Source organism: Ensifer sp. EB106-05-01-XG146 (genome assembly GCF_058791875.1).
In genome coordinates this window covers 2528181-2549928 of record NZ_JBYTDX010000001.1, presented here as the reverse complement: position 1 = coordinate 2549928, position 21748 = coordinate 2528181, and the positions used below count along the sequence as shown (strand labels likewise).

General features: G+C 62.9%; 26 protein-coding genes. 11 read left to right on the top strand and 15 right to left on the bottom strand.

From position 1 onward, the window contains the following. Position 1: 1 nt before the first annotated feature. The 3 genes from pgeF to lgt form a co-directional block, all read right to left on the bottom strand. Positions 2-796 (bottom strand): peptidoglycan editing factor PgeF, encoded by a 795-nt coding sequence (pgeF, locus tag AC3WVQ_RS12730; protein WP_034788741.1) that lies wholly within the window; start codon positions 794-796, stop codon positions 2-4. A gap of 151 nt (positions 797-947) precedes the next feature. Then, positions 948-2051, bottom strand: a complete 1104-nt coding sequence (locus AC3WVQ_RS12725) for a class I SAM-dependent methyltransferase (RefSeq protein ID WP_034789036.1) — start codon at positions 2049-2051, stop codon at positions 948-950. A 61-nt stretch (positions 2052-2112) separates the two neighbouring features. Continuing rightward, positions 2113-2949: a prolipoprotein diacylglyceryl transferase gene (lgt, locus tag AC3WVQ_RS12720; RefSeq protein WP_034788738.1), complete on the bottom strand. Its 837-nt coding sequence runs from the start codon at positions 2947-2949 to the stop codon at positions 2113-2115. 216 nt (positions 2950-3165) lie between these two features. On the opposite strand from lgt, the gene AC3WVQ_RS12715 reads away from it, so the two are divergent. From AC3WVQ_RS12715 to AC3WVQ_RS12690, 6 genes are all read left to right on the top strand, one after another. After that, positions 3166-3426, top strand: a complete 261-nt coding sequence (locus tag AC3WVQ_RS12715) for an accessory factor UbiK family protein (protein WP_034789034.1) — start codon at positions 3166-3168, stop codon at positions 3424-3426. A 447-nt stretch (positions 3427-3873) separates the two neighbouring features. After that, a complete protein-coding gene (locus tag AC3WVQ_RS12710) occupies positions 3874-4374 on the top strand; it encodes a type III secretion system chaperone family protein (protein ID WP_034788736.1) in 501 nt (166 codons plus the stop codon). A 2-nt stretch (positions 4375-4376) separates the two neighbouring features. Further along, entirely contained in the window at positions 4377-5195 is an 819-nt protein-coding gene (gene proC, locus AC3WVQ_RS12705) for a pyrroline-5-carboxylate reductase (RefSeq protein WP_090298482.1), read from the top strand. A gap of 351 nt (positions 5196-5546) precedes the next feature. Then, entirely contained in the window at positions 5547-6506 is a 960-nt protein-coding gene (locus tag AC3WVQ_RS12700; RefSeq protein WP_060606766.1) for a LysR family transcriptional regulator, read from the top strand. Between the two features lie 38 nt (positions 6507-6544). Next, a complete protein-coding gene (locus AC3WVQ_RS12695; protein ID WP_034789031.1) occupies positions 6545-6886 on the top strand; it encodes a tRNA-binding protein in 342 nt (113 codons plus the stop codon). Between the two features lie 5 nt (positions 6887-6891). After that, positions 6892-7455, top strand: coding sequence for a protein-tyrosine phosphatase family protein (locus AC3WVQ_RS12690; RefSeq protein WP_090298491.1), 564 nt, complete (start codon positions 6892-6894; stop codon positions 7453-7455). Between the two features lie 5 nt (positions 7456-7460). On the opposite strand, the gene AC3WVQ_RS12685 is transcribed toward AC3WVQ_RS12690, so the two are convergent. The 4 genes from AC3WVQ_RS12685 to AC3WVQ_RS12670 are packed head-to-tail and all read right to left on the bottom strand — an operon-like array spanning position 7461 to position 10661. Next, the gene (locus AC3WVQ_RS12685) at positions 7461-7964 is read right to left on the bottom strand and encodes a tetratricopeptide repeat protein (protein WP_090298494.1); all 504 of its coding nucleotides are present in this window, start codon (positions 7962-7964) and stop codon (positions 7461-7463) included. 55 nt (positions 7965-8019) lie between these two features. Beyond that, positions 8020-9402, bottom strand: coding sequence for an ATP-binding protein (locus AC3WVQ_RS12680; protein WP_034788716.1), 1383 nt, complete (start codon positions 9400-9402; stop codon positions 8020-8022). Between the two features lie 32 nt (positions 9403-9434). After that, the gene (locus tag AC3WVQ_RS12675; protein ID WP_043618070.1) at positions 9435-10136 is read right to left on the bottom strand and encodes a response regulator; all 702 of its coding nucleotides are present in this window, start codon (positions 10134-10136) and stop codon (positions 9435-9437) included. Positions 10137-10181: 45 nt separating this feature from the next. Then, positions 10182-10661 carry a MarR family winged helix-turn-helix transcriptional regulator gene (locus AC3WVQ_RS12670; RefSeq protein ID WP_034788710.1) on the bottom strand — a complete coding sequence of 160 codons (480 nt, stop codon included), beginning with the start codon at positions 10659-10661 and terminating at the stop codon, positions 10182-10184. Positions 10662-10929: 268 nt separating this feature from the next. Between AC3WVQ_RS12670 and AC3WVQ_RS12665 the strand changes: the two genes are divergently transcribed. After that, positions 10930-11820: a branched-chain amino acid aminotransferase gene (locus tag AC3WVQ_RS12665; RefSeq protein WP_034788707.1), complete on the top strand. Its 891-nt coding sequence runs from the start codon at positions 10930-10932 to the stop codon at positions 11818-11820. Between the two features lie 79 nt (positions 11821-11899). Here the strand turns inward: AC3WVQ_RS12665 and AC3WVQ_RS12660 are convergent, their stop codons facing one another. Both AC3WVQ_RS12660 and AC3WVQ_RS12655 read right to left on the bottom strand, forming a co-directional pair. Beyond that, the gene (locus tag AC3WVQ_RS12660) at positions 11900-12166 is read right to left on the bottom strand and encodes a hypothetical protein (protein WP_034788698.1); all 267 of its coding nucleotides are present in this window, start codon (positions 12164-12166) and stop codon (positions 11900-11902) included. Positions 12167-12487: 321 nt separating this feature from the next. Beyond that, entirely contained in the window at positions 12488-13111 is a 624-nt protein-coding gene (locus AC3WVQ_RS12655; RefSeq protein ID WP_110819304.1) for a DUF1236 domain-containing protein, read from the bottom strand. Positions 13112-13260: 149 nt separating this feature from the next. Between AC3WVQ_RS12655 and AC3WVQ_RS12650 the strand changes: the two genes are divergently transcribed. Beyond that, positions 13261-13428 carry a hypothetical protein gene (locus AC3WVQ_RS12650; protein WP_089044992.1) on the top strand — a complete coding sequence of 56 codons (168 nt, stop codon included), beginning with the start codon at positions 13261-13263 and terminating at the stop codon, positions 13426-13428. Positions 13429-13600: 172 nt separating this feature from the next. Next, positions 13601-14242, top strand: coding sequence for an MBL fold metallo-hydrolase (locus AC3WVQ_RS12645; RefSeq protein ID WP_110819303.1), 642 nt, complete (start codon positions 13601-13603; stop codon positions 14240-14242). A 76-nt stretch (positions 14243-14318) separates the two neighbouring features. On the opposite strand, the gene AC3WVQ_RS12640 is transcribed toward AC3WVQ_RS12645, so the two are convergent. After that, positions 14319-14765, bottom strand: a complete 447-nt coding sequence (locus AC3WVQ_RS12640; protein ID WP_110819302.1) for a BA14K family protein — start codon at positions 14763-14765, stop codon at positions 14319-14321. A 144-nt stretch (positions 14766-14909) separates the two neighbouring features. Further along, a complete protein-coding gene (locus AC3WVQ_RS12635; protein WP_034788690.1) occupies positions 14910-15125 on the bottom strand; it encodes a cold-shock protein in 216 nt (71 codons plus the stop codon). Positions 15126-15332: 207 nt separating this feature from the next. Here AC3WVQ_RS12635 and AC3WVQ_RS12630 point away from each other — a divergent pair, with 207 nt between their 5' ends. After that, positions 15333-15605, top strand: coding sequence for a hypothetical protein (locus AC3WVQ_RS12630; protein ID WP_143034246.1), 273 nt, complete (start codon positions 15333-15335; stop codon positions 15603-15605). Between the two features lie 198 nt (positions 15606-15803). On the opposite strand, the gene AC3WVQ_RS12625 is transcribed toward AC3WVQ_RS12630, so the two are convergent. Beyond that, the gene (locus AC3WVQ_RS12625) at positions 15804-16700 is read right to left on the bottom strand and encodes a DMT family transporter (RefSeq protein ID WP_110819301.1); all 897 of its coding nucleotides are present in this window, start codon (positions 16698-16700) and stop codon (positions 15804-15806) included. Between the two features lie 172 nt (positions 16701-16872). On the opposite strand from AC3WVQ_RS12625, the gene AC3WVQ_RS12620 reads away from it, so the two are divergent. Next, complete coding sequence (locus AC3WVQ_RS12620; RefSeq protein ID WP_110819300.1) at positions 16873-17304, top strand: hypothetical protein; 432 nt, start codon at positions 16873-16875, stop codon at positions 17302-17304. 18 nt (positions 17305-17322) lie between these two features. On the opposite strand, the gene AC3WVQ_RS12615 is transcribed toward AC3WVQ_RS12620, so the two are convergent. The 3 genes from AC3WVQ_RS12615 to AC3WVQ_RS12605 form a co-directional block, all read right to left on the bottom strand. Further along, a complete protein-coding gene (locus AC3WVQ_RS12615; RefSeq protein ID WP_110819299.1) occupies positions 17323-18510 on the bottom strand; it encodes a PQQ-dependent sugar dehydrogenase in 1188 nt (395 codons plus the stop codon). 73 nt (positions 18511-18583) lie between these two features. Beyond that, positions 18584-19261 (bottom strand): class GN sortase, encoded by a 678-nt coding sequence (locus AC3WVQ_RS12610; RefSeq protein WP_492382790.1) that lies wholly within the window; start codon positions 19259-19261, stop codon positions 18584-18586. Further along, positions 19251-21605 carry a marine proteobacterial sortase target protein gene (locus AC3WVQ_RS12605; RefSeq protein ID WP_492382789.1) on the bottom strand — a complete coding sequence of 785 codons (2355 nt, stop codon included), beginning with the start codon at positions 21603-21605 and terminating at the stop codon, positions 19251-19253. Before AC3WVQ_RS12605 ends, AC3WVQ_RS12610 begins: the two co-directional genes overlap by 11 nt. Positions 21606-21748 lie beyond the last annotated feature (143 nt).

The window sequence follows — 21748 nt, the reverse complement described above, 5'->3', positions numbered from 1 at the left end:
GTCAGGTCCCTCGTATGCAAATGGCGGAAATCTGTCGGCCGTAGTCCGGTTCCTGCCTGTGGGTCGTGCGCCGATAGGAGAAGAAACGCTCCTCGTCGGCATAGGTGCAGATGTCGAGATTCTCGGCGGCAACGCCCGCTTCGACCAGCCGTTTGATCGTCAGCCCTGGCAGGTCGAACATGGCATGGCCGTCGCGCTCCGAAGGCCGGAAGAAAGTGGCGTAGCTTTCGTTCGCCGCGACGAAGCGTTCTACGAACTCGGAGCCGACCTCATAGTTCCGACGGCTGATCGACGGGCCGAGGCAGGCGACGATGCGCTCGCGCTGCGCGCCGAGCGAAACCATCGTGTCGATGGTGCTTTCGAGCACGCCACCGAGCGCGCCCTTCCAGCCGGCATGCGCGGCACCGATGACGTTGGCTTCGGCATCGGCAAAGAGGATGGGGCCGCAATCGGCCGAGAGCACGCCGAGCACGATGCCCGGCGTTGCCGTCACCAGCGCATCGGCCTCGGGGCGGGCGCCGTCGTAGCTTTCGTCGACCACCACGGCGTCTGGGGAATGGACCTGGTGCACGGTCGCCAGGCGCTCTGGCGAGGCGCCGAACCAGCGGGCGACGCGGGCGCGGTTCTCGTTGACATGGGTACGCTCGTCCTTGGAGCCAAGCCCGACATTGAGGCCGCGATAGATCCCTTCGGAAACGCCGCCTGTTCGGGTGAAATAGCCATGGGCGATTGCCGGTCCGGCCTTCTCGCTGAAAAGCGAGCTTTGCACAGGAGAGAGCGCGGCGTCATGCTGCATTGGTATATTCGCCTTTGCTTTATCAGGAAAATCAATGGGTTTGGGCGCGCGCTCCGGCCCGGCGACTGGCTCTTGATTTGCCGGCGCGATGTTGACCCGCGACGGCAGGGCTGTCAATTCCCGAACGGCAGGGGTGCCGTCGGGTGGAGGTTCAAGCCTTCGGTTTGCGGAACGGCGAGAGCGGCACCGGCGGGCTGCTGACGGCCAGGACCTTGAACAGTTCGCCCATCTTTCCGGCGCCTGCGCCGGCAAGCCTCTCGACGTCCTGGCGGATGGTTTCCTGCGTCAGCGCATCCTTGTCGCGGCCAAGGGCCGCGGCGCGTTCCAGAAGACCGAGGCCGACCAAAAAATCGCCCTGGTGGGCAAGACCGTTGATCTGCACATCGTCCGTCTTGGCGCGGCGGGCGAGTTGCTCGAAATCGACGTGGCTGGTGAGATCGGCGCGGCCGGGGCTGGCGAGCGGCGGATCGTATTCGTGATCGCGCACGGCCTGCAGCGTATCGCCATAGCCGGTAGCCATATGGCCATAGTCGATGATCACGGCGGTGCCGCCGCTGATCTTCAACCGTTCGCAGAGGGCCGACATGACAGCGTCGCGGGCGGGAGCAATCTCGAAGATCGTGCCTTCGGCAACACCCTGCGCCGGCGTCGGAAGAAGCTCGGGATCGATGCCGGCAACGCCGGCGGCAAAGGTCAGTTCGTCCGTGGCATCAAGCCCGACCATGCGCTCGCGGAAGCCTTGCGCCGTGCGCACGAACTGCCGGATCGGAATGGCGTCGAAAAGCTCGTTGGCGGCAAGCAGCAGGAAGCCTTCCGGCAGGGTCTCGAAGCTCGTGTGCCATTCGACCTTGTGACCATGGGCGGCGAGCGTTTCCGACTGCACCTTACGCAGCCGTTCGCTGGTTTCGACGAGATGCACGCCGGCGGAAGCATAGAGATCAGGTGCCAGGCGGCGCACGACGCGCAGCATGTCGGCCATCATCGTGCCGCGGCCGGGGCCGATTTCAGCAATCACGGCGCCCTCAGGCTTGCCGTGCTGCTGCCAGGCATGGACGAGGAAGATGCCGATCATCTCGCCGAAGAGCTGGCTGATCTCCGGCGCCGTGGTGAAGTCGCCTTCCTTGCCGAAGGGCTCGTGCACACGGTAGTAGCCGTGCTCCGGATCCGCCAGGCAAAGCGAGAAATAATCGGTGACGCTGATCGGCCCGTGGGTCTTGATCAGCGCCTTGATCTTGTCCGCAAGTGGTGTCGTCATGCCTTCGTCCAATTCGCGGGGCGGCGGCCGGAATAGCCGCGCGCCCTTGCCCCATCCGCTCTCAGGTGGCTGCGCGCCGCGCCCGGGCAATGGCCCAGATGCCGGCGAGCGCCATTGGCAGCGACAAAAGCATGCCCATGGTCAGCCAGCCACCGACAAGATAGCCGATCTGCGCGTCCGGTTCGCGGAAGAATTCGACGAAAATGCGGCTCAGGGCATAGCCGAGCACGAAGATGCCGGTGACGAGCCCCGGGGATTTCAACGCGTGACGACGATAGATGAACCAGGCGAGGACGGAGAGCAGGACGATACCTTCAAGGGCGGCCTCGTAGAGCTGGCTCGGGTGGCGGGCGAACGGACCGCCGGTCGGGAATACGATCGCCCAGGGCATCGACGAGAGGCGGCCCCAGAGTTCGCCGTTGATGAAGTTGGCGATACGACCGAAGAACAGGCCGATCGGGACGACGGCGGCGACAATGTCGAACAGGCTCCAGATGGCGATCTTGTTCTTGCGCGCAAACAGGATCATGGCGAGTGTCGTGCCGAGGAAGCCGCCGTGGAACGACATGCCGCCGTTCCAGATTTCCAGCGCGCGGATCGGATTGGCGAGCACTGAGCCGAGATCGTAGAAGAGAATGTAGCCGATGCGGCCGCCGAGCACGATGCCGCCGGCGGCCCACAGCAGGAAGTCGTCGAGCTGCTGCAGCGTGATGGCCGGCTTGTCGTCCCGCCAGAGCGAGGCGTTCATCGCCAGGCGCCGGGCGTAGAACCAGCCGAGCAGAATGCCCGCCACATAGGCGAGCCCGTACCAGTGGATGGCCAGCGGGCCGATCTGGACGATAACGGGGTCGATTTCGGGGAAGGGGAGGATGGCGAGGCGGGTCGCTAATGTTTCCAATTTATTGTTCTCGTGCCGGGCCGGTTGTTTCGGCGGACCATGGCGAGCGATTTCACCTCGGTCAAGGGCGGCAATGCGCGCCCCGGACACAGGGTCGTGAAGGGAGCCGTGATGGCGCGCGTGATTTTTCTTGCATCGCGCGGCCGGTGACCCTACCTGAAACCCATGGACCGCATCGCGCCTTTAGAGGCGATGGCTGATATGGAGATCGCGACGATGAGCACAGGCACCAACCGCATCCTGGATGACTTTGCCAAGCTGATGACCGATGCTGCCGGCGCCGCTCAAGGCGTGCGCCGCGAGGTTGAAACGGCCTTCCGGGCGCAGGCGGAGCGGGCGCTGAATTCGCTCGACGTCGTCAAGCGCGAAGAGTTCGAAATGGTCAAGGAAATGGCCATCAAGGCGCGCGAGGAAAACGATGCGCTTCTGGCCCGTATTGAGGCTCTCGAAGCGCGTCTCGTCGATACGGGCAAGTAACGCGATTCCCTTGAAATAACGGCATTTCAGCGTTTTTACTTCGCCCGCGGACCTCATCTGCGGGCGTTTTGCTGTGGTTCAGCCGCATAGGTCTGAAACGGCATGATGGGTGGTTAATAAAACCTGAAAAGTTTTCCACCTGTGGACACTGCCAAAAAACCCTTATGGCAGAGTCAGTTAAGCTCAACCGCTTCATTCACATGACAACGTGGACGCGATTGTTCACGGCTATTTTTGGGCCGAGGGGCTGGCAGCCTGACTCCGCCATTATACACTGATTTTAAATGATGATTCGAAACGAACCACGTAAGCTCCGGGCAGGGTAAGTCAGCCAGGATGGATGTGAGTTCAGCAATCATACGTGTTTGTAATCGGTGTTGGGTTTGCGGCGTTGCGTCTTGTGAGCGTGATGACGCATGCCCGTGCCACACCTATGCAGGGTGATGCATGAGCCTTTTGGAAATGGAAGTCGAGCGCCAATCCAACCCGGTCGATATGATCGAGTTCGTGGCTGCCAATAACGACTGGTCGTTCGAACGATCCGGCGAAGACGAAATCGCCATGACGGTCGAAGGCAAGTGGGCGGACTACCACGTTTCCTTCTCCTGGATGGAGGAATTCGAGGCGCTGCACCTGGCCTGTGCCTTCGACATCAAGGTGTCGGAAAGCCGGGTCAACGAAGTCATCCGTCTGCTCTCCCATATCAATGGGCAGGTTTTGATGGGCCACTTCGATCTGTGGCGCCAGGAGGAAGTGGTGATCTTCCGCCAGTCGCTGCTGCTTGCCGGCGGCGCCGAGCCCACCAACCAGCAGGTCGAAGTTCTGCTTTCGAGCGCACTCGACGCTTGCGAATCCTATTATCAGGCGTTTCAATTCGTCGTCTGGTCCGGCATGGACGCGCAGCGCGCCGTCGATGCCGTCCTGTTCGAAACGGTTGGAGAAGCCTGATCATGACGAACGCCGCTTCCGGTCCCATCGTGCTCGTCGGCGCCGGCAATATGGGCGGCGCCATGCTTTCGGGCTGGCTGAAGAGCGGCGTTAAAGGCGCGGACGTTCTCGTCGTCGATCCCGGCCCGCCGCCGGCCATGGCGCAGCTGATCTCGGACAACGGCGTGACGCATGCGACCTCGGTACCGTTGGGTGTCCAGGCGGGTGTGATCTTCCTTGCGGTCAAGCCGCAGGTGATGGACGCCGTCTTGCCGCCGCTGAAATCTCTCGTCGGCCCGGATACCGTCATCGTTTCGGTTGCTGCCGGCAAGACGCTTTCCTTCATCGAAGCCCATCTTGGTGCCGCGGCGACCGTGCGCGCCATGCCGAATACCCCGGCCATGATCGGCCGCGGTGTCACCGGCGCCTTTGCCAATGCCCGCGTCAGCGATCAGCAGCGCGCTCGGGTTCATGATCTCCTGAAGGTCAGCGGTCCGGTCGAATGGGTCCGCACCGAAGCCGAGATCGATGCCGTCACCGCCGTTTCGGGCAGCGGTCCGGCCTATGTCTTCTACCTCGTCGAATGCATGGCCGAGGCGGGCCGCAAGGCCGGCCTTGAGGCGGACCTCGCCATGCGGCTCGCGCGGGAAACCGTCGCTGGGGCTGGCGAACTTTTGCACCAGTCGCCTGACGAAGCCGCGCGGCTGCGCCAGAACGTGACCTCGCCCGGCGGCACGACGGCTGCGGCACTGTCCGTGCTGATGGCCGACGACGGCATGCAGCCGCTGTTTGACAAGGCGATCGCTGCGGCGCGCAAGCGCGCGGAAGAACTCGCAGGCTGAATATTGAATGCGGCTGGCCCCATGTTGGGCCGGCATGGCGCCTGGCCTAAGGGTTTCGCGCCGGGGAAGCGCCGGCGCAGGCCCCATGATCGCGGCTTGGCTGGCGATTGACGAGACTTCTCCAGATTGTGCCGATCACGCGGCGGCAGAGGTCGCCGATCGCAATGCTGCGTTGACGCCGAGCCCAGGAATGCAGCTCATAACTCATCGGCAGACTGCTGCTCGGCTGCTTGCCCATTTCCGTTACTCCTCAAGCTTCGCTGTCTGAGTTCCGGTCCAAGCTACAGCCTGTCGCTCGCGGCGATAATCCATGTTAAATTCCGTTTATCTGTGACGAAATGGAATAGATAGATGGATCGACAGGAAGCCATGGCGGTGTTTCTCGCTGTCGTCGAGGAGGGAGATTTCTCGGCGGCGGCGCGGCGGTTGCGCATGACGCCATCGGCGGTCAGCAAGATCGTTGGCCGGCTGGAGGCGCGCCTTGGCGTGCGCCTGCTGCAGCGATCGACGCGCAGCATCAGCCTGACGAGCGAAGGCAGCGCCTATGCGGAATCGAGCCGCCGCATCCTCGGCGACATGGAAGATGCGGAGGTTGCGATCCAACCGGGGGCGGTGCCGCGCGGGCGGCTGCGGGTGAGCCTGCCCAGCGCCTTCGGTCATCGTCTGATCGTGCCCATGCTGCCTGATTTCATCGAACGGTTTCCGGAGATCGACCTGGAACTCGATTTCAGCGACGCGGTCGTCGACCTCATGAACGGTGAGGCGGATGTTGCGCTGCGGGTGGCGGAACAAAGCGACAGCACGCTGGTGACGCGGCGGCTCGCACCAAACCGTCGCGTCATCTGCGCTGCACCCGCCTATCTCGAGCGGCACGGCGCGCCGCAAACGCCTGACGACCTGCAGCGGCATGTCTGCCTTGCCATCACCGCCCGCGGCCGTCTCAACGTTTGGGAATTTCAGGATGGCAACGGCCGGCGTGCGATCCGTGTTCGTGGCTCCGTCGAAGCCAACAGCACCGAAGCGCTCCGACGGCTTGCGCTCGCAGGCATCGGCATCGTGCGCCTTTCCGAACTGCTCGTGGGCGGAGATATCAAGGCGGGATTGCTGGTGCCGCTTCTGACCGGCAGCAACTATGCCGAGGCAGAGCCGATCACGGTCGTCTATCCGCACCGGCGATTCTTGCCGCCACGCGTGCGTGTTTTCGTCGATTTCCTTGCCGAGCAGTTCGCGCGTCGCCCATGGGAGGAGGCCAGATTTCGCGGGGAGCCCGCCGAGGCCGCCGTGCTTCCGAAATCTCGCCCGATGCTTTAATCCAGCTCCTCGGATGAGATTTCACATAGGGAATGACGATGGCTGAAACTATTGAATTTGCTGATTTCGAGCGCGTGGACATTCGCGTGGGCACCATCGTCGAGGCCGAACCGTTTCCGGAAGCGCGTAAGCCGGCCATCAAGCTGAAAATCGATTTCGGCCCGGAAATCGGCATAAAAAAGTCATCAGCGCAAATCACGGTGCATTATCGTCCGGAGGATCTCGTCGGGCGGCAGGTGCTGGGCGTTGTCAATTTTCCGCCGCGCCAGATCGGACCTGTGCGCTCTGAAGTGCTGACGCTGGGCTTTGCAGACGAGGCCGGTGCGATCGTGCTGGCTGCCACCGAACGGCCGGTCCCCAACGGCAAGAAATTGATGTGATCCCCATGAACATTGCTTTCGAAGTGATCCCCGAGCGCGTCAAGGTGTCCTGCCTTTGGCGCGCCGCCGATGCCGCGCGCGACTGGCGCGCAAGTCATGTGCTGTCGCTGCTCGATCCCGAATTGCCGGATGCCAACGTGCCCGTGATTGCGGACGCCAGCCACCGGGTCGTGCGCATGCGCGACCAGGAAAACCCGACCGCCACCCAGCATTTCCCGGATCTGGTGCTCGAAGTTTTCGAGGCGATGCGCCCGGCGGCCGAGCATGCTGAGAGCCGCATTCTCGTGCATTGCCATGCCGGCGTCAGCCGCTCGACGGCCTTTGCCTATGGTCTGATTGCGCATCAGCTTGGCGCGGGACGAGAGGACGAAGCCTTCCGGGCGCTCTTGACGATCACCCGCAAGCCCTGGCCGAATCGCCGCATCATCGAGATCCTCGATGCCGCCCTTGGCCGCGGCGGCCGACTGCTCGCGCCGCTCGATGTCATGCGCGCCCGTCATCCGCGCCGTATCGACGCCTGGCACCGTTTCAACGAACGACGCGGCCTGACGTCGATCTACCAGCGCTGACGGGCTCAACTCTCCGGCAACAGCATCTCGGCGTAGCGCTTGAGTGAGCGGTTGTAGCGGGGGAGGTGCCGTGACAGGCTGGCGAGCGCGAGCGCGGCCGCCTGTTGCGCCTGGCCAGTATCGACGAGGCAGAGCGCCAGGAAGGCGACGACCGCATCGTCGAGTTCGTCCGATGGCTTGTCCCGCTCGGCGGTGAGCAGGGCGACACCTTCTTTGGCGCGGCCGAGATTGCGCAGGGTGCTGGCGAGCTGGATGGTGGCCCGTCGGCGGCGAATTCCCTGAAGACCGTTTTCCAGCGCCTGCCGGTAGAGCGGCTCCGCCTTCATCTCATGGCCGGTCGAATCCTGCGCCGAGGCTCTTTCGAACAATCCGATGGCATGTCCTGCCGGCAGTTCGGCGGCAAGGGCATCGATGCGGGCGATAAAGGCGTCGCTATCTGTCGGGTCGAAGGTTGCCCAGAGTTCGGCCAGCCGTCGCTCCCAGTCAGCCCAATCGATGGCGTCTACCATGGCCCGTTCCCCTTAGCCCATTCGTGGCCAGAAGTGGCCCGCCCGCGCGGGAACGTCAAGCCGGGACGCGCACCGTTGCCCTGAGGCCGCCGAGCGGGCTGTCGCCAAGCGTGACGTTGCCCCCGTGGCTGCGGGCGATATCGCGGGCGATCGCCAGCCCGAGGCCGGTGCCGGAACTGTCGAGATTGCGGGCTTCGTCGAGGCGGAAGAACGGCTTGAACACATCCTCGCGCGAACGTTCGGGAATACCTGGGCCGTCATCGTCGACGGTGATGGTGAGCCACTTGGCACTGTGGCGCGCATCGATCTTGACAGTGTTGGCGTAGCGGTAGGCGTTCGAGGCGATGTTGGCGACGAGACGGGTGAAGGCGTTTGGCCGCACGCGGATATCGTCTTCCCCCTCGATGGATGTGGTCAGGGTCTTGCCGAGCAGTTCGGCTTCAGCGGCGAGCCGGGTCATCAGGTCGCTGAGTTTCAGCTGGCCGACGTCCTCCTCCGCTTCGCTGCGGGCGAAGGCCAGATAGCCTTCCAGCATGTTCTGCATGTCATCGACGTCCTGGTTCAGGCCTTCGAGATCGGGGTTGTTGCCGGCAAGCGCCAGCTGCAGCTTGAAGCGGGTGAGGATGGTTCGAAGATCGTGGCTGACGCCAGTCAGCATCGCGGTGCGCTGCTCGATCTGGCGTTCGATGCGCTCGCGCATCTGGATGAAGGCGAGGCCGGCGCGGCGGATTTCATCGGCGCCGCGCGGCGCGAAGTCGTCGATCTTCTGGCCCTTGCCGAAGCTTTCGGCCGCCTTGGTCAAGGCCAGGATCGGGCGGATCTGGCCGCGCAGGAAGAGCACCGCGATCGTCAGCAGCACCAGCGAGGCCGCCACCATCCAGACGAGGAAGATGTGGGTGTTGGAAGCGTAGGCCTGGTTGCGCCGGGCATAGACGCGCAGGATGCGGCCGTCATCGAGCTTGATGCGGATCTCGACGAGCTTGGAGTTGCCGACCGTATCGATCCAGAAGGGGCGGCGGACCTGGTTGGAAATCTCTTCGCCGAGGATCTGGTCGAGGATTTCGAAGAAGGGGCTGGGGCGCGGCGGCGGCAGTTCGCCGGGCGGGTCCACGGAGATGCTGAGATCGAGCTGATCGCGGGCGATGCGGATGATCTCGGAGATGTCGCGGTCGGCAGGGAAGGTGTCGATAAGATCGACGATCGCGGCAATGTCCCCGGTGACGGCGGCCGACAGGCGCTGCGTCACCAGCTGCCAGTGGCGCTCCATGAAGATGAAGGCGACCACCGACTGCAGAAGCACCATGGGAATGATGACGATCAGCAGCGAGCGGGCGTAAAGCCCCATGGGCAGGCGACGGCGCAGCCAGCGGGTGAACCGCCTCCAGGCATTGTCGTTCGCCCCGGATGCGCCGTGCTCTATGCCGTCAAAGCTTGCCATGGTTTGCCGCGCTCATCGGAAAGGCTGCCATTTCAGTCCACGCTCAGCCGGTAGCCGATGCCGCGCACCGTCTGCAGCCAGACGGGGTTGGACGGGTCGTCCTCGATCTTGCGGCGCAGGCGGTTGATCTGCACGTCGATCGTGCGCTCGCCGACTTCGGCATCGTCGCCGATCAACTCGTGGCGCGGGATGGTTTCGCCGGCACGTTGCGAAAAGAGTGTCATGATCTCCTGCTCGCGGTCCGTCAGGCGGATGTGATCGGCGCCACGACGCAGCTCCTTGCGCACCACCGAGAAGGTGTAGGGACCGAAGATCACCTGGTCGACCTTGGGGGCCTGGGCCGGCTGGTTGCGGCGCAGGATGTTGTTGATGCGCAGCACCAGTTCGCGCGGGTCGAAGGGCTTCGACAGATAATCGTCGGCGCCGGCCTCGAGACCCTCGATGCGGGAGTTGGATTCCGCCAGCGCCGTCAACATCAGGATCGGCACGGTCTTGATTTGCCTGAGGCTCTGGGTGAGCGAAATGCCGCTTTCGCCGGGCATCATCACGTCGACGATCAGAAGGTCGAAGTCGAGGCCGACGAGCTTGCGTCGGGCTTCGTCCGCATCGGACGCGGTCGTCACGCGAAAACCCTGTTCGACCAGGTAGCGGTTGAGCAGATCGCGGATGCGCCGGTCGTCGTCAACGACCAGAAGGTGAGCCGCATCGTCCGAGACAGTCGCTTTTGTCGTCATTCCACGCTTCCCAAGTTGCAGGTCAGACCCGCGCTACGGCGGGCGTCAGTCTGCGGCGTTGTTCTTCATCCCGGCGAGAAAGCGCTTGACCGTTTCGCGCGCGCCCGGACCGGTTCTTGCCAATGCATCGGCTATGCGGCGGGACTGTGGCTCGGCAAGCGCACGCGCCAGTGCCTGGCCTTCTTCCGTCGTGTAGAGCATCCGCTGGCGCCGGTCTTCAGGGCCGGTTTCCTGGCGAATATACCCGGAGTCGATCAGTTGCTTCAGCACCCGGGCAAGGCTCTGCTTGGTAATCTTCAGCGTGTCCAGGAGGTCGGCGACTGTCATGCCCGGCTCGCGGTCGACAAAGTGCACGACGCGGTGGTGCGCCCGTCCGAAGCCGCTCTTTTCCAGGATCGCATCCGGGTCGGAGGTGAAGTCGCGATAGGCGAAGAAGAGCAGCTCGATGATCTCGAAATCGATCGTATCGTCATCGGCGGCGGCATCGTTCAGATACCGGGTGTTCTCTTTGGATTGGCCGGCCACGCGGTCATTTCCTTTCAGCCTGATTGCAACTTGCGAAACATTCGAAAAAATATGTCAGCTTTGTTGACATATTTTTACCATAGCATTAGCGTCCATGCTCGGTAAGCGAGACATTTGGCGTTGGCAACATCTGAAAGGATATGCCGTGCCGTTCCGATCGCAAATCCAAAATCACGAAATTGAATTTTCCCTCAATCAGTTTGCCGATAGACTGAAAGCAGGGCGATAATCAACTAAGAATGGCGCGCATGCGCCGGAGGATGACACCATGGCAGCGGTTCCTTTTGATCAGTTGGACGGACAGATCTGGTTCAACGGCGAGTTCGTCGCGTGGAAGGATGCCAAGATTCACGTGCTGACCCACGGCCTGCACTATGCCAGCGCGGTCTTTGAGGGCGAGCGCGCCTATGGCGGGCGCATCTTCAAGCTGACCGAGCACAACCAGCGCCTGCATCAGTCCGCCGAAATCCTCGGCTTCAAGATCCCTTATTCGGTGGAAGAACTGGACGCAGCCAGCGTCGAGCTTCTGAAGCGTCAGGGCTTCTCCGAGGCCTATGTGCGGCCGATCGCCTGGCGCGGCAGCGAGAGCATGGGCGTTTCGGCGCAGAACAACCGCATCAACGTCGCCATCGCCATCTGGCAGTGGGGCAGCTATTTCAACCCGGCCGAAAAGCTCAAGGGCATCCGGCTCGATATCGCAGAATATCGCCGCCCGGATCCGCAGACGGCACCTTCGAAGTCGAAAGCCGCCGGCCTCTACATGATCTGCACCATCTCCAAGCATGCGGCCGAGGCCAAGGGCTATGCGGACGCGATGATGCTGGATTACCGCGGCCGCGTGGCCGAAGCGACCGGTGCCAACATCTTCTTCGTCAAGGACGGCGTCATCCACACGCCGGTGCCGGATTGCTTCCTCGACGGCATCACCCGTCGCACGGTGATCGAGCTTGCCAAGCGCCGCGGCTATGAAGTGGTCGAGCGGGCGATCATGCCGGAGGAACTGTCCGGTTTCAGCGAATGCTTCCTCACCGGCTCGGCCGCCGAAGTGACGCCGGTTTCCGAAATCGGTCCTTACCGCTTCACGCCGGCGACGATCTGCGAAACGCTGATGAACGACTACATGAAGGAAGTCTATCCGGTTGCCGCGGCAGCCGAGTAACGGCATCCGGAATGCTCTCGAAAGCAGAAAAGGCGGCCCCCGGGCCGCCTTTTGTCTTGCTACGGATATGATCGCAGAATTAGGCGGTCTTCCCCAAGAATTGCCCGACGATTCCGCTCAGTACGCCGCCGCCGACAAGGCCGCCGATGGCTTGCATGGCGAGACCGGTCGCGGCTGCTTCTCCGCCGAGCATCTGAATGAGGAACCCGCCGCCAAGGCCTCCAATGGCGCCGACGATGGTCCGTGCGACGACACCGAATGCCTGCTGCTTCAACACTGCGCTGGCCGCGTTCCCGCCGGCGGCCCCCGCGATCAATTGGGTAATGATAGGCATTAATGCTTCCATTGATCCCTCCGTGTCGTGGCTCGTCGTGGACGCGCCACTAAAAGCCGATGAGCCGGCATCAATAGGTTGAAGCCTATTCCGGATTATTGTCAATTTGAGTGAAATGACGTTGCGGCGCCCGCTTCGTAGCCAATTGAAATGGCTCGATTTTAGGCAGAGGCAACCTCTTACAGGCAAAGCGGGAAAACGAAGCCGGCGGCGGGGGCGGCTGGAGGGAATGACCTTGCCGCGCATGATTCGTGCCGTCGGGAGAGCGAGGGAGGGTAATGCAGGCACGTCGGGAACCCCCGGCAACCGAACGATTGCCGGGGGTCTCGATTGCTAGCGATAGACGTAGACGATGCGTCGCGTTGCCGGCTCGACCAGAACGGGCTGGCCGTTGATGCTGACATAGTCGTAGCTGTAGTCGGGAACGCGTTGAACGGCCACGGTCTGCGGCAGTTCGGCACCGACGACGACTTCACCATCGAGATAGACGGTCTCGCTGGGGTTGGACGTGACGTAGGTCCGCACATTTTCCGGCGGCACGATCGGGTCGATCTGTTCGACCGGGCCGATCAATTCGTCGCCGCTGCTGACGATCACGGGGTCATTGGGCTGCACTTCGTAGGTGACGGCCGGAATGGCCAGGTCGGACCGGCGCTCCTGGACCACGACGGCAGAACCGCCAAGATCCGTCGTCAGATACTGGGAATAGACCCAGCCGCGCACGCCGCCGACGTCAATGCGGCACCACTTGCTGCCTTCGATGCAGCCGTCGATAACCGCGGTGCTACCGCGGGTCGCAAGGCCGACTGTCGGATATTGAGGGCCCGGACCTGTGCGGATGTTAAGGTCCGTCACCGTGGTCGCGGTCATGGCTGCAAAGGCGGACGGCGTACCGATCGCCAACACCAAACCCGCGGCCGCAGCGGCTCGCAACAGGGGGCGGGTAAGCTTCACCATCGTGTTTCTCCTTATATTGACGAGGGCCAAACGCCAGCAAACGCGCGGATGTTCCCCCGGGAACGTCACGAAATGTGACGCTGTGACATTCTCCAGCCGTTGCCGAGGGCAGGACACGCCAGGAGAGCAGGCAACGGGAGAGGGACAAAATGCAGAATGCTCAGCCGGATCAGAACAACGTCGCCGCGCGCAGCCTCAAGCCGGTCGTTCGGATCGTCGTCGCCGCGGAGATCGCGATTTCGGCGCTGCTGATGACTACCGTGCAGTGGCCGGCACCCCAGCAGCTGTCTGCACCGCAAATAGCCTCGCTTCGCTGATTGGCGCTGTCACCGCCGCCAATTGCCGCTATAGGAAGATGACGAGATCCTAGAGCGCGTTGCGATCTTCCAGATTCGCTTCCTACGCTTTAGGTTCTGGATTTGTCGCATGTCGTTATCGCAATACCGCTCCCAAACTTTTGCGCGACATGCTCTAGAGAGGCAGACGCGCATGTTACAGGCGGGCATCATCCCGGTTACCCATTTCGAGCAGAACTGCACCGTGCTGTTCGACAGCGAGACCAAGGAAGGCGTGATCGTCGATCCCGGCGGCGACGTCGATCTCATCCTGCAGACCATCCGCGAAAACGGCATCACGCTGAAGGCGATCTGGATCACCCACGGCCATATCGACCATGCCGGCGGCGCCAAGGAACTGAAGGACGCCCTCGGGCTCGAAATCATCGGTCCGCACAAGGACGACCTGCCGCTGCTCGAAAGGCTCGAAAGCCAGGCGGAGCGCTTCGGTCTGGCGATGAAGGTTCAGAACGTCATTCCCGATCGCTGGCTCGAAGAAGGCGACACGGTCTCCTTCGGCGACCATATCTTCGAAGTCCTGCATTGCCCGGGCCATGCGCCGGGACACGTCGTCTATTTCAACCGGGCGCAGAACTTCGCCCATGTCGGCGACGTGCTCTTCCACGGCTCGATCGGCCGCACCGACCTGCCCGGCGGCAATCACCAGCAATTGCTCGATTCGATCCGCGACAAGATCCTGCCGCTCGGCGATAGCGTCGGCTTCATCTGCGGACATGGCCCGGGCGGCCAGATCGGCGAGGAGCGCCGCACCAATCCTTATCTGCGCGGGCTCTGAGCCACCGCACACGCTCACGAAAAAAGCCCATGTCTCTATCAAGACATGGGCTTTTCGATTCTTACGCCGAACCTGATTAGCCGGCGGTGCAGAAGTAGCTGCGACCGTCGTAGCCGCGGAAGGTGCCGCTATCCGGGTTGAACGAGCGGTAACGCTGCGCGCAGTAGCGGTACCAGGACGGGGTCCAGGGCTCGAGCGAGCGGTAACCGCCACCATAGCTGTCGACGACGACAGGGCGTGCCTGGTAGACCGGGCGAGGGCGGTAGGCCGGACGCGGCTCGTAATAGTCGTATTCCGGTTCCGGATCGATGTAGACGCGCTCGTTGTAGCCGCCGTTGTAACGCGGCTGCGAAGCGATCGCGCCGCCGATCAGAGCGCCGGCAACGAGACCTGCTGCACCAGCTGCCCATGCATCGTCATTGTTGTGGTGATGCCTGCCGCCTGCCTCGGCGGCGCCAAAGGTCGGGATGACCAGAGCGGCTGCGGCGATCGAGAGAACGGCGGCTTTGATGAACTTGTTCATTTGGCTTCAATCCTTCGCATGGACCGGATCAACCCGGCCTTCATGATGGAGGAAGGTTAACGCGGCCAAACTGAACCGAGCCTGAACAAAAAAACCCGGCAAGAATGCCGGGCTTCAACTGGAATCTGTCAGCAGATAACGGCGTTAGCCGGCGATCTGCAGGTTGACCGCCTTCGGGCCTTTGCCGCGGCGATCCGGTTCGGTGTCGAAGCTTACCTTCTGGTTTTCCGTCAGACCGGTCAGGCCGGAAGCCTGGACCGCGGAAATGTGTACGAAGATATCTGCACCACCGTTGTCAGGCTTGATGAAACCAAAGCCCTTGTCGGTGTTGAAGAATTTTACAGTGCCAGTTTCGGCCATGCGTCAGGTCCTTTTCTCTCCACCCGTTTGACGGACGGGTAGCATTGCAATGTGCCCGGATGGGCGTTGGCAGGCAGTTCTCGACGTTTGAGGAAAGGGTCCTGGTTACCGCAGCCAGCCATTGGAAGGGCCGCATCTCTGCTTCCCATCGGTCTGGCCGCCCGGAGTTTTTGCGTCTCCGGCCCGCTTTTATTTCAAGATCTTCCCATGTTCGCAGATTGCCCGAACGAAAGTAAGATTGATGGGTTTATTTTGAATTGGCAAGCAAAACTTTTCGGGATTGGTATTGCGTCTTGTCATTGCTCAAAAATCGGTCATTTGCGGCTTTGTGGGGCGTTGCGCAAAATATATCGCAAGCTGTTGAAATCACAGCTTTTTGAAAACAATTGCTGCAAAATTGAGTGGTTTTCGCCGATTCCTCGTGCGCGGCGCGTAAAGCAGGCCAATCGCCTGGGATGCGTGCCGTCGGCAACTCCCTGATATGTTTGAGGCTTCTCACGTCGGCGGTTTCTTACGTAGATTTCTTGCAGAAAATCCAGAGCTCTCGGGCCGGGTCGAAAACGCAGGGCAAAGCTACGCCTTCGTTGCGAAGCAACGGGCCTATTGCCTGAACAACAGCAAGTAAAGCCTCAGTCCAGCGTCTTGGCGGTGGGGTGCCTATAGTTTCTTGAGGAGCCCTCAGGCAGGTGCTGCGGCGCGGCGGCCCTTCGTCAGTTCCGGCACGATCTCTACCGTCAGCATGGCGGCAAAGATGATGGCGCAGCCGACATAACCGATCGGGGTGATGACTTCGCCAAGCAGGAGAACGCCGAAGAGGGCGGCAAAGAGTGCTTCGCTCGACAGGAAGATCGCAGCCTGCGGCGCCGTGGTGTAGCGCTGCCCGACGACCTGAAGAATGAAGGCAAGGCCGCTCGAAAAGATGCCGGCATAGAGGATCTCGAAGAGCGCGCCCTCTATGGCAGCGAAGCTCAGCGGCTCGGTCGTGACGGCGAGGGCGAAGCCGAGCACGGCGCAGACGGCGAATTGCGTCATCGACAGCAGCATCGGCCGGCCGCTGCTTGGGGCAAACAGGCCGATGAGCAGCAGTTGCACCGCCCAGAACAGGGCGCAGACCACGGTCAGGTAGTCGCCACCCGTCAGCGTCGACAGCGTGCCGCCGCTCAAGAGGAAAATGCCGAACAGTGCCATCGACGCCCCCGGCCAGATCACCCAATGCGGCTTGCGGCGCAAGAAGATCACCGTCAAGACCGGGACGAAGACGACGTAGAGACCGGTGAGGAAGCCGGAATTGGTGACGCTGGTGTCGAGCAGGCCGAATTGCTGCGTCACGGCGCCGGCAAAGAGCGCCAGGCCGATGAAGATGAAATTGCGCACGGTCGTCAGCTTGATCGGTTCGGCCGCGCGTTTCGTTTCGATGATGGCCAAGGGCATGGCGACCAGTGTCGCGATCGCAAAACGAAGCGCGATGAACCACAGCGGGCTGATCGCATCCATCGCCGTCGACTGTGCAACGAAGCCGGCGCCCCAGATGGCGCCTGAAATCAAAAGCAGCAGATTGGCCTGAATGCGCGACATGTCGTTCTCTCCTCGGACAGGCGCGTCTAGCAGTTGCGTTTTCGCCGGGCAAGGCTCATCGTCGCCACGGTTGGGCGGAGTTGTTGTCGATGGAAACGGCCGGAGACACGGTGCCGGGAGAGGGCGCCGAGGAGGGGGCTCAGCTCCTATCACCCATCGGAGATCGGCGACCATGAGCGATGCCGGCTATTCCGGCACGCCGCTCGGGCGCAAGCTGGGGCTGAAAGACGGGCAGCGGGCCCTGCTTCTCGGGGTTCCAGCCGAGCTCGATGCGATCAGCGGTTTTTCCGGCTTTCGGGCCAGCGAGACCGAGATCGGCACCGTGGCCGCGCGCGACATTGACTATGCGCATGTGTTCGAAACGGAGCGATCGGTTTTGGAAGAGCTCGCGCCGAAGCTGGCTGCGAGATTGAAGCCGGACGGCATGCTGTGGGTCTCGTGGCCAAAGAAGGCGTCGAAGCGGCCGACGACACTGACCGAGGACGTTTTGCGTGAAATCTTCCTGCCGCTCGGCCTTGTCGACGTGAAGGTTTGCGCGGTCGATGCCGTCTGGTCCGGGCTGAAATTCATGTTCCGGCGCGAGGTTCGCGATCGGCTATCGTGAACATGCGGCGCGCGCCGGCTATTGCGTCGCCGCCTTGGAGACCCTGAGCACGGCGCCGTCTTCCTCGTCCGTCACCATCAGCAAGGCGCCGTCGGGTGCCACGACGACGTCACGGATGCGGCCGAATTCGCCGTCGAACAGCCGCTCCTCGGAGCCGATCGCGCCGCTGTCGTCGCGTTCGAGCCGGGCGAGCAACTGGTACTTCAGCGCCGCCACCAGAAGATCGCCATCCCATTCGGGAAACATCTCGCCGCGATAGACGGCAAGCGCGCCAGGCGCGATCGAGGGATCCCAATAGAAGAGCGGCTGATCGAGGCCTTCTTTCGCCGTGCCTTCGCCGATCTCGGCGCCGGAATAGTCCTTGCCGTAGGTAATGACGGGCCAGCCGTAATTGTGGCCGGGCTTCGGATTGTTGATCTCGTCGCCGCCGCGCGCGCCGTGCTCGACCGTCAGAAGCGTGCCGTCCTTCGGATCGAAGGCGATCCCTTGAGGATTGCGGTGGCCCTTCGACCAGATCTCCGGCAGGCCGCCGGTGCCGCCGCCATAAGGGTTCGATCCGGGAACGCTGCCGTCGGCATTGATATGCAGGATGGCGCCGGCATGATCGCGCGGGTCCTGCGCCCGGTCGCCTTCGCCGCGATCGCCGATGCCGAAGAAAAGGCTGCCATCGGGAGCGATTGCGATGCGCGAGCCGAAATGCTGGCCCTTGCCGGTAAACTTGCTCATCCGGAAGAGCTCCTTGACGTCGATAAGCCCGGTTCCGTCGGCGGCGAGTTTTGCCCGTACGACGACGGTGCCGTAGCCGCCTTTGCCGTTGGCAGCCATCGTCAAGTAGAGCGTCCGGGTTTCTGCAAAACGGGGATCGAGCGCGATGTCGAGCAGGCCGCCCTGGCCACGCTCGGCGACCTCGGGCACGCCCGTCAGCGGTTTCGAGAGCTTGCCGTCGCGCAGGATCCGCAGCCGACCCGGCCGCTCGCTGACGATCAGGCCGCCATCGGGGAGTGCCTCGACGGACCAGGGGTGTTCAAGCCCGGTCGCGAGCGTCTCGACACGCACGGTACCGTGCTCGCTCGGAAACTCGCGGGCATCCTGTGCCCCGGCGCTCGGAGGAGCAAACGTTGTCAGCGCAACGGACACCGCCAGGATTCCGACCGCACGCGACCGTTTGCCCGCCCGTCCCGATGTTCCAGCGCCCGTATGCCGCATTCCGTTTCTCCCACACCGACTCGTTCAGCAGGCAAGCTGGGGCGATCGACGGAGCGGTTCAAGTCACATCCGATCAAAAGCGGTTTATTTCGAGATCGAGCCCGTCGTCAGCGGTACCGGACGCTTCGCCGATGAGTTCTGCATCGACGATGTAGCGCATCGGTCCCTGCTCGATCGCGTCGAAGGGCCAGCAGGTGGCGAGCGCCAGATGGTGGCCGCTGGCGGACGCGTTGATGCCGCTTTCGTCCCAGCGGGCAACCCGGCTTTCGCCGGCCCTAAACAGGAAGCGGCGGCCGTCCTTGCGGGTCAGCACCAGAAGGTCGCCGGGGTTGACCTCCTTCAGCCAGCGAAAATGCGTGTCGCGATGGGCGGCGATGACCGAGGTACCTTCGTCGCCGGGGAGCGGCGTCGTCGTCAGCCAGGCGGGCCCGAAGACCAGCGCTTCGCCGCTTGCGCCTTGGAGCACGATCGCCGAGCGGTTGATCCGTGGCGCCGAGATTTCCGCGGCTGTCTGAAAATCGGCCCAGGGCCAGGGCTTGCCATCCGGGTTGCCGTGCAGCTGCGCCTCGAAGGTACGCTTCAGAAGCACCTGCGAGACCTCGGCCTTGGCCTTCATGTAGAAGCCCTTGCCGATCAGAAGCAGACCGGCAAGGGCGATGAGCGAGATGATCGCGAGCACGATCGTTTCGACCGCCGAGAGGCGGGCGAGAAAGCCCGGCCGTGGCTCGGACTGATCCTTGTCAGCGGCCACGGCGGCGCACTCCGGCAAGCACGACGGCGGCGATCGGCGCCCGCCAGTAGACAAAGGTCGTGCCGGCAAGCAGAGCGAAGACGAGCAGCATCAGGCCGATCAGGATCTGCTTGTCGGCCTCCGTTGCCGTCTGCGGCAGGGCGACCTGGTTGTTGGCTTCCGCGAGCAGACCTGCCGCCCGCGCCGTCGGTGCGGCCAGCATGCGGTCGGCCGTGACCATCGCAAGCTTGGTTCGGCTTTCGAGCGCGGCGTCACGTTCGTCGACTTTGCCGGGGACAGTCTCGACAGGGGCTTCGCCGAAGACCTTTCCGAAGTCCCAGCCGGCGGGGAGATTGAGCGGCAGCTTCGTTTCGCTCAGGTTCTCGCTGGCGGGCCGCGACGGCGCCGCGTCGACGGCAACGAGGCTGGTCACGCGGGAGACCAGATGGTGGGCAAGTGCCACCGTCTCGATCCGCTTGTCGAGGGTCGCCGGGTCGGCGATCGTCGACGCGCTCGCCTCGAGGTCGTCGATCTTGCGGCGCGCCCAGAGCTTGGCGATGCCTTCGCCGGTCGAGGCCTTGGCGATGTCCATCTCCACCCGCCAGGGCTGGTCGCCGGCCTTGCCGAGGATCTGCAGCTTGCCTTCGGGTGCGGTGCCGTCGAGTTCGGCCGTCAGCACCACGGGCTCGCCGCGATAAAGATCGGGCATCGGGTTGGGGGTGATGTCGCTCGCCGAGGCGCCCTCGAAGCTCGCGGCGATATCGGTCATTGCGGGGCTTTCGAGCTTGGTGAAAAGCTCGCCCATGCGCGCGGCGACCTCGCTCTCCGAGCCGATCAGCGTGAAGGTGCCGCGGCCATATTCGGCCGCCTTGGTCATGAAGTGGCTGTTCGGAGCAGAGCCGATGCCGACGGTGAAGACGCGAGCCTCGTCGCGGTTCTTCTGGATCTCCTCGAAAAGCTGCGTCTCGTTGCCAATCGCGCCGTCGGTCAGGAAGACCACCTGGCGAAGCGCGCCGGGCTGGACCGGTCCTTGCGTGCGAAGGGCCGCTTCCAGCGCCGGCAGCATCTCGGTGCCGCCATCGGCCGTCAGGCCGCGCACATAGGCGATTGCGTCCTCCCGCTTATCCGGTGTCGCTTCGACCAGCTCGGGGAAGTGTACCGACATGGTGTCGTCGAAGCGGATGACGTTGAAACGGTCCTCGGGCTTCAGCCTCGAGATCGCGAGCGCCAGGCTCTCCTTGGCTTGCTCCATCGACGGGCCGGCCATCGAGCCGGAATTGTCGATGACGAAGACGATCTCCCGCTTGACCGGCTTGGCGCCGGCCTCGTTTGCTGCTGCCGGCGGCGTGACGAAGGAAAGCAGATAGGTCTTGCCGCCGACCGTTTCGCGGAACAGGCCGGCATAGGGGCTCTTGCCCTCGATCGCCTTCCAGGTGAGCTCGAAGTCGCGATCGGCAGGCACGCTGTCGCCCTTCAGCGTCACGCGGCGGCTGAGATCGTCAAGATTGGCGATATCGACGTCGTGGTAGCCTGATTCCACTTCGCCGAGCGGGAAGCCGGCCTTGAGGTTCACCGTCAGTGTGACGGGGTTGATCCTGGCGTTCTCTTTGGGGTCGAGGACTGGCGCTTCGATCTTCTCGCGGTCGGGGACCGGGTCGCTGACGGCATAACCGGTGCGGCTGTCGAGATCGACGGTCTGAACGATCGGCTGCGGGTTGTAGCGCGGCGCCACGACCATGGGGAAACGCAGCGAATAGAGGCCGTTCGATTGGCGGACCGCGCTCTGGTACTCGATCTGCACGACGACCGTTTCGCCGGGACCGATATTGGCGACCTGGTTGGTGAAGATGTTCGGGCGCTGCTGTTCGAGAAGCGCTGCCTTCTTGCCCTCGGCCTTTGCCTGCTCGTAAATCTCCCTGGCCGCCTCACGCGCCTTGATCTCACCCTCGATGAAGCGGTCGCCGATCTGCATCTTCAGCGTGTCGACGGCCGAATCCTCGGGCAGGGGAAAGACATAGGTGCCCTCAACCCAGCCCTTGCTCGGGTTCTCGAAGCGCTGGGTGACGCGGGTGCGCATGATCGGGCCGTTGACGTCGATCTGAACGTCGGTCGCAAGGCGCGGCGCCTCGACGAAATAGCCCGGCTCCTTCGACGGAAAGAGCAGGGCGCCGGTGCCGATGTCGTTGGGGCGAACGTAGCCCGCCAGCTGCCGCGGCTTGGCATCAGCAGTTTGCGCGGTCGCCTGGGTCATCAGGCCGATGAACATCAGGATGCAGGCGGCAAGGGCCGCGAGCGCCAGGTACATGCCCCAGCGTGCTTCGTTCTGCCGTGTCTTCATGGAAGCGATTTCGTCGTCGAGAAACATTGCATAACCCCCGTAATGCGAATGTGTTCGGATCATCGAAGGAAATGCCCGGAAACCGGCTGTTGCTGGACGGAATTGCGGCGTTCCGCGACAGTTGTGGTGGCTAAATTATGGCATTTGAAAAATTGCGGGATTGCGCTGAT

Bases quoted from the DNA above. Each gene is read 5' to 3' on its own strand.
- pgeF (WP_034788741.1), bottom strand. From the start codon at position 796: ATGCAGCATGACGCCGCGCTCTCTCCTGTGCAAAGCTCGCTTTTCAGC.
- AC3WVQ_RS12725 (WP_034789036.1), bottom strand. From the start codon at position 2,051: ATGACGACACCACTTGCGGACAAGATCAAGGCGCTGATCAAGACCCAC.
- AC3WVQ_RS12715 (WP_034789034.1), top strand. From the start codon at position 3,166: ATGAGCACAGGCACCAACCGCATCCTGGATGACTTTGCCAAGCTGATG.
- AC3WVQ_RS12710 (WP_034788736.1), top strand. From the start codon at position 3,874: ATGAGCCTTTTGGAAATGGAAGTCGAGCGCCAATCCAACCCGGTCGAT.
- proC (WP_090298482.1), top strand. From the start codon at position 4,377: ATGACGAACGCCGCTTCCGGTCCCATCGTGCTCGTCGGCGCCGGCAAT.
- AC3WVQ_RS12700 (WP_060606766.1), top strand. From the start codon at position 5,547: ATGGATCGACAGGAAGCCATGGCGGTGTTTCTCGCTGTCGTCGAGGAG.
- AC3WVQ_RS12695 (WP_034789031.1), top strand. From the start codon at position 6,545: ATGGCTGAAACTATTGAATTTGCTGATTTCGAGCGCGTGGACATTCGC.
- AC3WVQ_RS12690 (WP_090298491.1), top strand. From the start codon at position 6,892: ATGAACATTGCTTTCGAAGTGATCCCCGAGCGCGTCAAGGTGTCCTGC.
- AC3WVQ_RS12685 (WP_090298494.1), bottom strand. From the start codon at position 7,964: ATGGTAGACGCCATCGATTGGGCTGACTGGGAGCGACGGCTGGCCGAA.
- AC3WVQ_RS12680 (WP_034788716.1), bottom strand. From the start codon at position 9,402: ATGGCAAGCTTTGACGGCATAGAGCACGGCGCATCCGGGGCGAACGAC.
- AC3WVQ_RS12675 (WP_043618070.1), bottom strand. From the start codon at position 10,136: ATGACGACAAAAGCGACTGTCTCGGACGATGCGGCTCACCTTCTGGTC.
- AC3WVQ_RS12665 (WP_034788707.1), top strand. From the start codon at position 10,930: ATGGCAGCGGTTCCTTTTGATCAGTTGGACGGACAGATCTGGTTCAAC.
- AC3WVQ_RS12660 (WP_034788698.1), bottom strand. From the start codon at position 12,166: ATGGAAGCATTAATGCCTATCATTACCCAATTGATCGCGGGGGCCGCC.
- AC3WVQ_RS12655 (WP_110819304.1), bottom strand. From the start codon at position 13,111: ATGGTGAAGCTTACCCGCCCCCTGTTGCGAGCCGCTGCGGCCGCGGGT.
- AC3WVQ_RS12650 (WP_089044992.1), top strand. From the start codon at position 13,261: ATGCAGAATGCTCAGCCGGATCAGAACAACGTCGCCGCGCGCAGCCTC.
- AC3WVQ_RS12645 (WP_110819303.1), top strand. From the start codon at position 13,601: ATGTTACAGGCGGGCATCATCCCGGTTACCCATTTCGAGCAGAACTGC.
- AC3WVQ_RS12640 (WP_110819302.1), bottom strand. From the start codon at position 14,765: ATGAACAAGTTCATCAAAGCCGCCGTTCTCTCGATCGCCGCAGCCGCT.
- AC3WVQ_RS12635 (WP_034788690.1), bottom strand. From the start codon at position 15,125: ATGGCCGAAACTGGCACTGTAAAATTCTTCAACACCGACAAGGGCTTT.
- AC3WVQ_RS12630 (WP_143034246.1), top strand. From the start codon at position 15,333: ATGTTCGCAGATTGCCCGAACGAAAGTAAGATTGATGGGTTTATTTTG.
- AC3WVQ_RS12625 (WP_110819301.1), bottom strand. From the start codon at position 16,700: ATGTCGCGCATTCAGGCCAATCTGCTGCTTTTGATTTCAGGCGCCATC.
- AC3WVQ_RS12620 (WP_110819300.1), top strand. From the start codon at position 16,873: ATGAGCGATGCCGGCTATTCCGGCACGCCGCTCGGGCGCAAGCTGGGG.
- AC3WVQ_RS12615 (WP_110819299.1), bottom strand. From the start codon at position 18,510: ATGCGGCATACGGGCGCTGGAACATCGGGACGGGCGGGCAAACGGTCG.
- AC3WVQ_RS12605 (WP_492382789.1), bottom strand. From the start codon at position 21,605: ATGTTTCTCGACGACGAAATCGCTTCCATGAAGACACGGCAGAACGAA.